General features: G+C 45.8%; 13 protein-coding genes. 1 reads left to right on the top strand and 12 read right to left on the bottom strand.

Features of this window, described 5'->3' with window-relative positions:
• Positions 1 to 37: 37 nt before the first annotated feature.
• A complete protein-coding gene (gene bamA, locus RMO68_RS04685; RefSeq protein ID WP_310439551.1) occupies positions 38 to 2,278 on the bottom strand; it encodes an outer membrane protein assembly factor BamA in 2,241 nt (746 codons plus the stop codon).
• A 115-nt stretch (positions 2,279 to 2,393) separates the two neighbouring features.
• Between bamA and RMO68_RS04680 the strand changes: the two genes are divergently transcribed.
• Positions 2,394 to 3,230 carry a prephenate dehydrogenase gene (locus RMO68_RS04680; protein ID WP_310439550.1) on the top strand — a complete coding sequence of 279 codons (837 nt, stop codon included), beginning with the start codon at positions 2,394 to 2,396 and terminating at the stop codon, positions 3,228 to 3,230.
• On the opposite strand, the gene RMO68_RS04675 is transcribed toward RMO68_RS04680, so the two are convergent.
• The 11 genes from RMO68_RS04675 to RMO68_RS04625 all read right to left on the bottom strand — a co-directional run bounded on the left by RMO68_RS04675 (position 3,231) and on the right by RMO68_RS04625 (position 12,990).
• Positions 3,231 to 4,379: a tetratricopeptide repeat protein gene (locus RMO68_RS04675; RefSeq protein ID WP_310439549.1), complete on the bottom strand. Its 1,149-nt coding sequence runs from the start codon at positions 4,377 to 4,379 to the stop codon at positions 3,231 to 3,233.
• Positions 4,376 to 5,110 (bottom strand): hypothetical protein, encoded by a 735-nt coding sequence (locus RMO68_RS04670; protein WP_310439548.1) that lies wholly within the window; start codon positions 5,108 to 5,110, stop codon positions 4,376 to 4,378. The genes RMO68_RS04675 and RMO68_RS04670 overlap by 4 nt, the downstream gene beginning before the upstream one ends.
• Positions 5,103 to 5,498, bottom strand: coding sequence for a hypothetical protein (locus tag RMO68_RS04665; protein ID WP_310439547.1), 396 nt, complete (start codon positions 5,496 to 5,498; stop codon positions 5,103 to 5,105). The genes RMO68_RS04670 and RMO68_RS04665 overlap by 8 nt, the downstream gene beginning before the upstream one ends.
• Positions 5,495 to 6,328, bottom strand: coding sequence for a DUF58 domain-containing protein (locus RMO68_RS04660; RefSeq protein ID WP_310439545.1), 834 nt, complete (start codon positions 6,326 to 6,328; stop codon positions 5,495 to 5,497). Before RMO68_RS04660 ends, RMO68_RS04665 begins: the two co-directional genes overlap by 4 nt.
• Positions 6,328 to 7,275 carry a MoxR family ATPase gene (locus tag RMO68_RS04655; protein ID WP_310439544.1) on the bottom strand — a complete coding sequence of 316 codons (948 nt, stop codon included), beginning with the start codon at positions 7,273 to 7,275 and terminating at the stop codon, positions 6,328 to 6,330. The genes RMO68_RS04660 and RMO68_RS04655 overlap by 1 nt, the downstream gene beginning before the upstream one ends.
• Positions 7,275 to 8,387 (bottom strand): hypothetical protein, encoded by a 1,113-nt coding sequence (locus tag RMO68_RS04650; protein ID WP_310439542.1) that lies wholly within the window; start codon positions 8,385 to 8,387, stop codon positions 7,275 to 7,277. The genes RMO68_RS04655 and RMO68_RS04650 overlap by 1 nt, the downstream gene beginning before the upstream one ends.
• Positions 8,368 to 9,894, bottom strand: coding sequence for a VWA domain-containing protein (locus RMO68_RS04645; protein WP_310439541.1), 1,527 nt, complete (start codon positions 9,892 to 9,894; stop codon positions 8,368 to 8,370). The genes RMO68_RS04650 and RMO68_RS04645 overlap by 20 nt, the downstream gene beginning before the upstream one ends.
• Complete coding sequence (locus tag RMO68_RS04640; RefSeq protein WP_310439540.1) at positions 9,891 to 10,802, bottom strand: VWA domain-containing protein; 912 nt, start codon at positions 10,800 to 10,802, stop codon at positions 9,891 to 9,893. Before RMO68_RS04640 ends, RMO68_RS04645 begins: the two co-directional genes overlap by 4 nt.
• Before the next feature lie 52 nt (positions 10,803 to 10,854).
• The gene (locus tag RMO68_RS04635) at positions 10,855 to 11,919 is read right to left on the bottom strand and encodes an SO_0444 family Cu/Zn efflux transporter (protein WP_310439539.1); all 1,065 of its coding nucleotides are present in this window, start codon (positions 11,917 to 11,919) and stop codon (positions 10,855 to 10,857) included.
• Positions 11,920 to 12,004: 85 nt separating this feature from the next.
• Positions 12,005 to 12,601, bottom strand: a complete 597-nt coding sequence (locus RMO68_RS04630) for a pentapeptide repeat-containing protein (protein ID WP_310439538.1) — start codon at positions 12,599 to 12,601, stop codon at positions 12,005 to 12,007.
• Complete coding sequence (locus RMO68_RS04625; protein ID WP_310439537.1) at positions 12,598 to 12,990, bottom strand: thioredoxin family protein; 393 nt, start codon at positions 12,988 to 12,990, stop codon at positions 12,598 to 12,600. The genes RMO68_RS04630 and RMO68_RS04625 overlap by 4 nt, the downstream gene beginning before the upstream one ends.
• Between the last annotated feature and the right edge of the window lie 123 nt (positions 12,991 to 13,113).

Genomic DNA, 13,113 nt, shown 5'->3' with positions numbered 1-13,113 from the left:
TGCCTATCGGGGCTTAGCTCCGATGGCGTTTTAGAATCTAAAATCTTTGTCCGATTGTAAACTCGAAGTGAGTAACATCATCTCCCGGTTTGTCGCCGATAGGATTTGAGAATACAAGCTGTAACGGCCCGACCGGACTGAACCACTCGAGAGCTATCCCATATCCTCCACGCTTAATTTCACTCAAACTCTCTTCTCCGATCATACCGTAATCGACAAACGCCGTAGCGCGCATACGTGCCTCAGGGACAAGCGGAGCACTGAATTCCAATGAGTTAGAGAACGTTTGCGTTCCTCCGATTTTATACGGTTCACCGGTCGATACGTCAATCCCGTTTGTTGGAGAGATTGAATATCCCTGATAGCCACGAACCGATCCGATTCCCCCCATATAGAATTTTTCACCTAACGGTAAATAGCCTGTCTCTTCGGCATAATTAAAGCGGGCTTTATAGCGCAAAATCAGGTCAAAATCGGTCAGTTTTTGGAGCCCTTGGTAGGCACCGAAAGTAGTACGGCTTTTAATGAAATCGGCTTCGCCTCCGACTCCCGCTTTTTCAATACTTTGTGAAAAAGTAACCCCTTCACGCGGCACATAATAATCATCGGTATTATCAAAGGTAACCGACGTAATTACTGAACTCTTTGCATAGCTTTCATATGAACGAGGATCAAGAGTCGACGTTGTCGTATCTACATCGCTGTAATCATTTTTAGAATAGTTATACCCCATATATCCGCTCCAATAGCGGTTAAACCGGTGTCCTACCCCTACGCTCATTCCGGTTGAAGAGGTGGTATAGCTGTCGTATTCCGTTGAACTGTCATAGATCGAGAAATTACCGCTAAAGTCACTGTCATTAAGGCGAGGATTTGAGATATTGAAGGAGTAGTTACTGGTACGTTGTGAACGCTCTAAATTTAACCCGACATTGATCCCTGAACCGAAAATATTACGATCACTGATCGCAACGCTCACCAAAATACCGCCGAAGCTTCCGTATCCGCCCCCGAGTTGAATATTCCCCGTAGGTGCCTCTTTGGCTTGGACGATAAGGTCCATCGACTCATCGTCAATCCGCTTCTCTTCGATCGTGTTGCTCTCGAAATATCCAGTTCGTCCCAATGCGTTGCGTGAATCTTTGAGATCGCTCAAGCTGTATAAATCACCCGGAGCCAAGAATAATTCACGTCGGATAACACGGTCTAGCGTACGGTTATTTCCGGAAATGATAACATTTCGGATCCGTACTTTTTTACCCGGAGTAATACGGTAGACGACATCGACACTCTTCGTCTCTTTATCTTTGCGCAAATCAGGCTGTACTTGGACGTATGCGTATCCCAAATCGGCGATTTTGGTTTTAATACGGTCTGCATCTTCGCGGAATGTTTTAATATTGAACGGTTTATTTTTTTCTAGCGCGATAACCTCAAGAAGCTCTTTATCGTCAATAACTTGGGTATCTTGAAATACCAAGATATCGGATACGCGATAGACATCCCCCTCAAAAATACTGTAGCTCATTTGTGCTTCGTAACGATCAAAATCGACCGCCACAAACGGCTCATCCACTTTTGCATCGAGATGACCGTGCTGCATATAAAAATCTCGGATACGAAGCGGATCGTATTGTAATTCGGCAACTTTCATCTTACCGTCATTACGTCCCCACATCCATCCCATGAATTGCTCTTCTTTATTCGCAATCATGCTATCAAATTCATCACTGTCAAGAACACTCACTCCCGCATAGGTGAGTTTTTTAATGATAATCTCTTCGCCCTCATTAACAATAAACGTTACATGCATACTTCCGTTATCGAGTTTTTCACTATCAATCTCAACAACCGAATCGATTTTACCGTCCGTGCTTAACGCATCTACGATCCGCTTTTTAGCGCTCTCAAGTCTTTTTTCATCGTAAAGGCTCCCTTTATCGATCTGTAAAAGTGTTTTTTGAGCCTCTTCATCGTTCTCTTTGTACCCTTTGAGCTCAATTTTAGAGATAATCGGCTTCTCTTTGAAGTGAAAAGTCACTTTTCCTTCATTTTCGTCTGCCCATACATCTTCGAAATAACCTTGATCAAAGAAGTTTTTGATCGTTTTATCAACCGCTGCCGAATCCAAAGGTTCGCCGATTTTAACCTCATTAAGCCGCTTTGCTACGGTCTCGGAAATATGGATCATTCCATCATACTGAATCGATTGGACGTTTTGCGTAGATGCGTGTACCAATGCACTCGCGACTATCAATGAGAGGGTAATTGTTTTCAAGCCAAAGTTTCCATTGCGTTAAAATAGTCTCCCATTCTATCACTCTAACGATTAATAGTTCTGTAAATTAAACTTAAAAGGGTTAAAATAGTACCATTAGAGTCAAAGGGGTGTCATGAAAATCGGTATTGTGGGGTTAGGATTAATGGGAGGTTCGATGGCGCTTGCCCTCAAGCACCGCTCCTTCATCTCCTCTATTATCGGATGTGATCACAACGAAGAACATCAAATGATCGCTCTGCAACGGGGACTTGTCGAATCTTTTATGAGCTTTGAAGAGCTTAAAACGCATTGTGATGTAATCTTTTTAGCGGTCCCCGTAGACGGTGTTATCGATTTTCTCCAAAAATCGACCGATTTGGTCGGAAGTGATAAAACGCTAATCGATTTGGGGAGCACGAAAGCCCTTATCGTCGATGCGATCCCCGCCGTTATCCGCAAAAATGTCGTCGCCGCTCATCCTATGACGGGTACGGAGCAGTTTGGCCCCGGTGCCGCTTTAGAGGGGTTATACGCGGAGAAGGTAGTCGTACTGTGTGATCTGGAACACAGCGGTGATACGCAACGCGATACGGCTCTGCGGATTTTCCAAGCGATCGGTATGCAAATACGCACTATGGGAGCAGCCCAACATGACCGCCATGCCGCATTTATCAGCCATATGCCCCACGTTATCTCGTATGCGCTTGCCAACACCGTGCTAGCCCAAGAGGAGAAAGAGAATATTCTCACCCTTGCCGCAGGGGGATTTCGCTCCATGAGCCGTTTGGCTAAAAGTTCTCCCGTTATGTGGGAAGATATTTTTCGCCAAAACCGTGAAAATGTCCTCGAAGCGGTCGAACTTTTTGAAGTAGAGTTGCACGCCCTCAAAACGGCATTGCAAAATAAAGATTATTCTGAATTGCGCCGTGAAATGAAAGGTGCCAACAAACTCTACGATATTTTCAAATAATCACCCTTCAAATAATCTCGTCACCCTCGGTAAACGCTTCATCGGAATTGGAGTATTAGGAAGTGGTGAGCGGGCTTTGCTTCCACCCTTATCCTCATCTACTTTTCTCGATTGTGTTATTTTGATTTTGGCAATACTTTTTTGCAGATTATGACGGGTTCGTTCTTTTAAAATCGGATCGGTTGTGTAAACCCGCTCATACCAATAGCGTGCTCGTTCATAACGGCCGCTCATATAAAGAGCATTGGCTCGGTTATAACGTACTTCGGGAGAATCGTGTTGCAACTGATATCGAGTATAGAGGCGTTCGCTCTTTTCATACTCTCCACGCGCATACGTTGCTTTTGCCTCCGAGAGTTCCCTGAAATCTAAAAGTCCCGCATTACCGGACGTGGGATCGAGACTGAATAGCAATAACAAAGTGCTAACACTCACACTGCGCCGTTTACTCATGGAGGAGAGGGCAAATAAGATTAAAAGCATCGCCACGCCCAAAGGATAAAAAAAGAGGGGAATATGCACTTGTTTTTGATTTGTCTCTCGCAAGTGCAAAAGTTTTTCATGCACGTTCACTACATCTGCTGAAGAAGAAACCGTGATGAAATTCTCACTTTTCAAGGCGGTTGAAGTGACAACGATTTTCAAATCCGCTTGACTCTGAAGCAGTTTTTCTTCCAAAATACTTTTATTCGAAAGTTTCGCAGAAGGTGCAAGGTGTTTAATCAATTCGGCCAAGATCCCTCCATCATTACTGCGTGGCACGATGCGATAGAGATGATCATCAAACGCTATCAGCTCGATTCTCTCTCCCAATAAAGTGTAGAGGGTTGAGAGGGCATGAGCGTGTGTTTGTTCAAAATTATCTTCCCCCAGGTCAATGGCTACGATGATATGGAGTTGTTTTCCTTTGATCGGTGTCGAATCAATAATCACAGGTTGCGCCATCGCGATGATCAGCAGTATCGCCGCAGCAAGAAACAGTGTGTTACGCGGCTTTAACCCCATCGTCGTCTCCGGAGCACGCAGCTTTAAGAGTACCTCTTCATCCAACCAACGATTTCTAAGCGGCTTTTGGGTGAGCCAAAAATAAAAAAGCGCTAAAGTCGGAGCTAACAGCCAAAGTAAAAATTCCGGATGCAAGAAACTCATGCCAGACCCTTTTGATTGCGCCCGTAAAGGTAAAGTAGCATCGCCAAAAAACCGATAAAGAGAGGGTAAACATAGTAATAGACAAAATATTTTTGCACCGCTATTATTCCAAACGGAGGGTGAGAACGGTTACTCACCTCTACCCACTCTTCATTCGGTTCGATGACACTAACCTCTACCCCTACCGGCAAAGAGCGAACTAATTTTTTCGGCTCTTCCGAGAGGATAATGGCCCATCCTCTCGCTTCAGGAGTTGTGTAAAAAAAACGTTCTATCTCTTTTGTCACCTTCTGTTCAGAGTGCTCAAACGTCAGTTGCGAGAGAATTTGATGCAGTGCCTCGCGGTCATCGCTTAAAGGGATCATAACAGGTGAAGCGGTAGGAATGTAAAGGGCAAATCGATCATTCCTCCGTGCCTTAATAAACGATTGAACATCCGCAATCATTTCAGGGCTAATCGATTTCGGATCAAGTACAAAAAGAATATCGTACCCCGACACTTCTTCTTTGACCTCCCGAACCGGAGACATCAGTGCTACGATAAAAAAGGAGATCATCGCCCATTTAGCGATCCACATCCAAAAAGGTGCTTTACTCTCGTCTGTTCCAAACATCATGGTTCGGGGAAAATAGATCGGGTTACTGCGAAGCGGACAGAGTGCCTCACATGCAAGAAAGAAAAAGAGGATAAATCCGAGTTTTGGAAACTGGAAATAGATCCCCTCAAACATCTATGATCTCGATATAGAGACGGTAATACCCCAACGTCTCCTCGTCGATCATCTCCACCTTCGGAGCGTATTTATAGGGAGCCAAACGCTCGAAGAGGTTATGATATGCCTTTTCTGTACGTTCGTTATCGGAGGCGAACACACGTCCGAGCTCACTGATAGTGTACGCGGCACGTTTGGGATCAGAGAAATCGACGGATGAGAGTGCACTAAAACGCTCTTTTCGCAAATTTACACGACGTTTTCGGATCTGCTTGAGGAGTGCCAAAATAAGCGCCAAGCTCAAAGCAACCGCTATGAGAACCACCGCGATAAAATAGTAGAGTGAATAATCGTGTATCTCAACCAACGGAGCGATGTCATTGATCGGTATATTAGAATCTCTCATACTCTCCCCTCAAAAAGACGGCGTAACGTGACGATCGCATTCGCGTCCGTATAAAGCTTCGTTGCTCTCACACCTGCTGAACGAAATGACTCGAACAGTTCGATGTCATGAGCCCTCACCCGTTCACGGTAACGTTTGATACTCCGTTCATTAAAATCCCCCTCCAATACGGCACCACTTTCAGGATCGATGAGGGCACTAAATCCCATCACCGCAGGATTCTCTTCGGCACGGTCGCGCACGACGATGGCAACCACTTCGTGCTTTCGAGCGAGGAGTCTCAAATCGGGAATCTCGAAAAAATCCCCGATCAACACGATCAGGGAACGACGCTTCGTCCGTCGATAAAGTTCTTTGATACAATGGGCTAAATTAACACGGTGATGCAGTATCTCCACATCCAAAACGCTTTGTGTCGCCTGCTGTACCGAAAAGCGCTTTTTCGCGGGACGAATCTCGTTTCGGAGGGTTTCGGAGTAATTGGCATGAGCGAAAACATCGCCGTTTGCCACCGCAGAGTATCCGATCAATGCCACCGCTTCGGCGACAGACTCGATCTTAAACTTCTGTGATCCGAAATGAAGCCCCCCGCCGAGCAGTGCGACGGTGAGGACATTAAGCTCCCTCTCCTCCCGAAACACTTTGACGAACGGTTTTCCCATCTTTGCCGTCACGTTCCAGTCAATATGGCGAGTATCATCGCCGCTGACGTATTCGCGCAGTTCGATGAAATCATACCCCTCCCCCCGAAACATCGAGGGGTTATTTCCGATCCGATCCCCGATAATCTGGCGACGGGCTTTGATAAGAATCTGACGAGAGTTATTCATTACGGTACAGGGACAACTTTAACGATCTTCTCAATCAGCTCGTCCACATTAATCCCCTCTGCTTCCGCTTCATACGAGAGGACGAGACGGTGACGCATCAGCTCTTTGATAACCTGCGCGATGTCACTCGGTGTGACAAACTCCCGACCGCGCAAAAACGCTACCGCACGGGAGGCTTTAAACATATCGATACTCACACGGGGAGATGCCCCGAACTGCAAGAACCCTTTGATCTCACCCAACCCAAAAGCTTGGGGATCACGTGTCGCGCTAACGAGGCTGATCATGTATCTCTCCACCTCTTCGTCGATATGGATTGCTTTGACTCTCTCTTTGAGTGCGATCAATCGATCCGCATCGATCACCGCATTGATCGTTTCTCCTAGAGCCGAGCCGACACGCCGTGCGATGGAGAGTTCCTCTTCGGGGGTGTTGTAACCGACGTTGATTTTGAGCATAAAACGGTCTAATTGCGCTTCAGGGAGCGGATAAACCCCCTCGTTCTCGATCGGATTCTGCGTCGCCATAACGAGAAACGGCGGAGAAAGTTTAAAACTCTCATCCCCCAGTGTCACCTGTCGCTCCGCCATCACTTCCAGAAGTGCCGACTGTACTTTGGCAGGGGCGCGGTTGATCTCATCGGCGAGGAGGAGATTGGTAAAAATCGGCCCTTTTTTGATCTTGAATCCGTTATTCTGAGGATCGTAGACCTCAGCACCCAAAATGTCACTCGGGAGTAAATCAGGGGTAAATTGCACCCGTTTAAATCCGAGTCCCAACGATTCTGAGAGGGCTTTTACCGTTGTCGTCTTCGCCAGTCCCGGAATCCCCTCAATCAGGATATGCCCGTCACACAGCAATCCGATCAACAACCCGTCGATCATTTTTTCCTGTCCGACAACGACTTTGGCTACTTCTGAACGTATTTGATTAATTATTTCTAGCATCATCTTACCTTTTTATCTGTTGAGAGTTTATCGAGTTTCTTTTTAGCTTCACTTAATCCGATCTCCCCTCTTTCGAGCATGTCGATCACTTCATCGTAACGCTTGTCTCCGGTTAGGGCGAGAAGCATCACTAATTCTTTGGATGTTTTGGCATCATCGTAAAATTGCTTTGCCTTTCTTCGTGGACGAAGCTTCCACATCCGTCGTACCGCTTCACCCAAAATTACCCCTATCAAGATCAATGCTCCATAAAGAGTATAACGGGCTATATTACTCCAGTCACTAAGTTGGGGAGGATCTAGGAGATTAGACCGCTCAAAACCTGATGCTACGTCTATCGCGACCGCATTGCTTTGAAGCCGTTTGATTGTCTGACTCTGCGTATCAAATACATCTATCGTAATTTTCGGAATCACATAACTTTTATCACTCACCAGAGCAAATTCTTGACGTATCTCCCCGCTAAACCCCGCCGTATCTGGAGAGATATTGCGCATCGGTTCTTCGGCGAAAATATTCACTCCGCTGATATTCAGCTCATAAGGGACGTACTGATCGAGATTTCCCGTCCCTCGGAGAAAGAGGCTCATATGGACAGGTTCATGGGCAATAACACTTCGCTTGTCAATTTTTACTTCCAGCTCTATCTCTCCACTCAGTGCGGCTAAATTCTCTTTAGCGTGAATACGTACTTTCGGCAAAGGTACTTTTTCATCATCAAAATCGTACTTTTTTACATTATCCCGTCCAATCGATGCATTCTCAATCGACGCAAAGGTCGTATGGCGAACCAGTGCTTCCAATGAGACCTCAATACTCCCCGCTTTGACAGGGGTAATCAGAACATCGAACGTCTGTACCCGTTTTCCCTCCACAATCCGATCGCGCTGAGTAAGGATAGAGACTTTAAAACGCTCATTTCCCACAGGTTTGAAATCTATCGTATAATCGGCTGCATTGGTTGAAAAAGTACACTCATACCGCACGACACCGCTTTGGTTGACATAGAGGCTTTTCGGTGCTTCTAGAAGACGCCACTGATACGTAGTTCCCCAAAGATTTAAAGCCGTTAGGAGGATTAAGAGTAGCACCTTACCAAGGCTTTGTTTCATGGACACTCCTTTGATTTATCAATTCGTATTGGCGAGAGCTGAGGGAGGCTTTCCCCTGTGATGTTGAAAAACGGGGATCAGCCTGTGCCTTTTTACCCGCATCTCCCGCACCGGAGGAGGCAATATCACTTTGCATATTCGATCCTCCCCCCTCTTTACCTTTTTTTCCTTCACCTGTCGGCTTATTCTCATCGGATGAAAATTTATCGTTTTTTTCCTTACGGATATTAAGTGTTTTTTGTTCCTGCACTCCCGTAATCGCCCGAAGATTCTGATCGGCTTCGCGGCTGTAGTGTAACGTGAGCGATTTGAGCAGTGATTGACGCGCGTTTTCAAATTCACTCAGACGAATCTGCGCGTTTCCGAGGTTATAAAAAACCTTCGATTTAAACATCGGATCATTCGTACGGATGGAACGATACAATCCCAACGCCTCCTGATATTTTCCTCCTTTGTAGAGAGCGTTAGCACGATTGAATTTTCCTTGAGGTGTGTCTATCTCCGAGTACCACTGTGCTGAACGTTCATAATTTCTCCGCTCGTAATCATACTTCCCCGCCGCCATATAAGGATAATCCACTACTGTGCTGTTTGCATTCATCCCGATCAATGCGAGTAAGAAAAGCAACCGTTTAGCAAATTTTTCCCCTATCGTCGTGTAGGCGGCACTGAAGAGAATCAATGCTATAACAAGCGGGAAGTAAAAAAGTTCCTGATACCGCGTCACCGTTGTAGAACCCGCAAAATCTTCGCTCCTCTCCCGCTCGATCCACTCTAACACACTCGTCGCATCGGCTCCGTCGATCACTTTCCCCCCGCTTTGCTCTGCGACAATGTTGATCGCATCGTTACGTGAACTCACTACGATATGACCATCCTCATCTTTGAGCGATCCGTTATCGGATGGGAGAGTGCTCCCTTGCGTTGAAGCGAGCATAACAATACACACTCTTAGTCCGTTATCCTCCGCATATTCCGCCTCCTTGACATACGAGAGTTCGTCCCCTCCATCGGTGAACAAAACGACAAGCGGACGCTTGGCATGAGACATTTTACGTGAGAGTTCCAGCGCACTTATCACCTCTGTCCCTTTAGTGATAATCTGCGATTCATCAAGCGAACCGAAGAGATGGGTGAGGAGTTCCGTATCTTTGGTGAGCGGTGAGAGGATAATCGCGCTTGTCGTATGGGCGAGCACTCCGAAACGATCTTTTTTATCACTCTCTACGATTTGGTTCAACATCCTCTTCGCCGCATCCAAACGTGTCGGTGCCATATCGGTTGCCCTCATCGAGTAAGAGACATCGACCGCTAAAATCACGTCACTTCCCGCCTCTTCAACGCTAATCGGTTTTTCGGAGATGACCGGACGGGCAAGTGCAAAGATTAAAAAGAAAACGCTCCCTATCAACCAAATTTGCGTATCCCATCCGTAGCGACGCGCGCCCCAAAGATAGAGAGGGATCAATAACAGAGCTGTAAGCCACAGAGGGGAAAGAAGCATCATAATTTCACCCTTCTACGCCAGATCAGTAAAAGAGTAATTATCAACGCTCCCACTACGGCATACTGGTAATAGTGCTCAAAAAAGGTGTGCTGCGCACTTTTGATACGGGATCTCTCCAGCGTATCGATTTGATCGTATACCTCACGCAACTCTTTCTCATTCGCCGCCGTAAAATACCTCCCACCTCCATCACGTGCCATCTGAGCTAAGAGTTTGCTATCAAACTCCCCCTTTTCGCCGATCCCGATGGTATAGAGTTTTACCCCCGCTTTGTGCGCCATAGCCACCGCCTCTTTGGGGGAGATTGCACCGCTGTTGTGCTCCCCGTCGGTAAGGAGGATAATCACTTTACTCTTAGCTTTGGAACCTTTCAATGCCCGAACGGCCTGAGCCACCCCTTCGCCGATTGCGGTGTTCTGCCCTGCCATTCCGTGACTCAAATAGCTGATCATCTCGGAAATAATCTCTTTTTCATAGGTCACCGGAGTCGCGATAAAAGCAAAATCCCCGAACACCACCACCCCTACGTTATCTTCGCGCCGTTTCATTACAAAATCACTTGCGATTTTCTGCACAACCTCAAACCGTGTGACACGGCTCTCATCGCTCGAAAACCCCGAAGCGTTCATCGACCCGCTGGCATCGAGAGAGAGGATGATATCGATTCCGTTACGGTTGCGTGGATCAGAATAATCGATCACAACAGGGGTCGCCAATGCCCCCACCATCAGTGTTACCGCGAGTGCTTTGAGAAGCCACTCGATATTACGCCATTTTCCCGGATTACCGAAAAATTGCAGATGGGGAAAATACCGTTTTTGGGGGATAATTTTACAGCGGTACAGGCAATAGAGAATAGGAGGAAGAAGTAAAAATGCCCATAGTGTTTCAAATGACCAGATATTCATATGGGAGATTATACCTTTTCGTCCGTAAAATCTCTTGGTCTATTATAAAAATTTATCCGCAGCACGACCCGCCGTTACACTTTGTATCCTCTTTTTTAAACCATCCGCGTATCAAATGCCATCCGATTAATCCCAGCATCAGCACCGCTGCAGCTTCTTGAAACAACCCGTGATGTTCATCCATATCCATACTCATATCCACGGCTAGAGTATCAAATCCGAAATCGATTAATCCCCCGAACAGTATACTTCCGATCACAATGGTCGAGAGATAGATTACTAAAGCGCGCATTCCCAACATCGATTTTACGACTCCCATCGTCACAGTGTTCGTCGCAGGGCCTGCACTCAAAAAGATAAATGCCGCACCCGGAGAGACCCCTGCTACAATAAGTGCCGCCGCAATCGGAAGCGAAGCGGTCGCACACACGTACATCGGTGCCGCGATACCCACTGCGATCAAATACCCCAACAATCGATTCTCATTAAAAAGCTCATGAAGATTACTCGGAATAGCGGCACTGATCACCGCTCCGATCAGCAATCCCAAAAAAAGAGGCTTACTGAAACTCCCCAGTAACGTAATAAACCCGTATTCAAAAACACTCAAAAGTGAAAACGGTTTTTTCACCTCAGGCTCACTCGATACTAGTATTTTAGGGGGATTATTCGGAGCAACCGCGCTGAAAGCAAACGCTTGTTTCGGGATTTCTTTCGGCTCAAACCAATTCATAAGTATTCCCGCTACGATCGCTATAACGACTGAACTTATGACACGGTAGAGGGTAAATGCCCATCCGAACATTCCAAATGTTGCCAATATTGAATCAACCCCTGTTATGGGAGTCGAGATCAAAAAAGAGAGGGTAGCCCCTTTGGATGCGCCGTTGCGTCGAAGTGATGCGGCAAAAGGGATAACACTGCAAGAACATAACGGCAAAGGGGTTCCAAACAATGCCGCTTTGTACACCGACCCTTGAGTATCGGAACCCAAATGTTTTCGAATCCATTCCTCACGAATCAACTGATGCAGCACCCCCGCCGCCAAAAGACCGAAGAGAATATAGATCCCCATATCGACACTCAGTTCCCAAAACGCATTCCCTAACGCATCCATAACATATCCATTAATTCAAATTTTATAATAATGATACGCATTTTTTTAAATAAGCGGTTTATACTTTAAAAGTTAACTCATAAATTCAGCGGCACGTCACATTGACATCGAAAATAGCTTCCTCTTTTTTGGCGTGGGCGCATTGCGTTTTTCTCATTACGACATCATTAAAGCGAGTTTCCCACAATAACGTATTTTTCATTTTTGCCGTACTCAAATCGTTACGGATAAACTTAGATCCTCCGAGTTCGGAACCCCGAAAGTCTGTTTTAGAGAGAATGGCATCGGTGAAATCAGCTTTCCACACCTTGGCATCGCGTATATCGGCACGGCTGAGATCGCTTCCGTTAAAATGAACCCCTTTGAAATTAGCTCCTTTGGCATGAAGTCCGCGTAAATCGCTGCGTTCCATCGAAGCTTTCCAGAAAACTGCCCCTTCCGCCTTCGCACCGCGCAGATTGCAAGCATTAAAATCCGCCAATTCAAATACACTTCCGCGTAGATCCGCTTTGCTCAGATCACTGCCGTGAAAATCACCGCCGCTAAAATCCATCTTACTCAGGTTCGCACCTCGCAAATCACATCCGATACACTCTTTCTCTTCCAATGCTTTTTTTAGTTGTGTCGTATCGTAAGCATTTAGAGTCACTCCGAAAATAATCGCTAATAAAAGAACTTTCATTTGATCCCTCGGATACGGCGTAACTCATTCAAAAACGGTTGGGGGCGCTTGCTCCCTATAATTGTCTCTTTTTTGTTACCGGCTTTGTCGATAAAAAACATCGTCGGAATCCCAAAATAATCATATCCGTCAGGGAGTTTGCTCTTATGAACATTTTTTTCAATTACGATGAAATTTCGGCTCATATATGCTTCTACCGCTTTATCGTGAAATACTTTTTGTTTCATATAGGCACATTCGGGACAATCGTCCGTCGTATAGATCATTAAAACCAATTTATTCTCTTTCCCCATATCCGCTACCGCATTTTTAAACTGCTCATCCATTTGGATGGTTCCTCCCAAAAGATTCAAAACAACCAGACAACTTACAAAAAATACTTTTATCATTACACTTCCTCTCTACTTAATAGAGCTATTTTATCATTTTTTCTAACCCATTTAGCTCCAAAAAGTGTACTTATCACTTCTTAAGATACTAAACATCCCCTCTTTATTCATATCCTATTGACA

Source organism: Sulfuricurvum sp. (assembly GCF_031427015.1).
Classification (GTDB): domain Bacteria; phylum Campylobacterota; class Campylobacteria; order Campylobacterales; family Sulfurimonadaceae; genus Sulfuricurvum.
The sequence above is the reverse complement of the archived record's forward strand: the minus strand, read 5'-3'. Positions and strand labels throughout refer to the sequence as shown.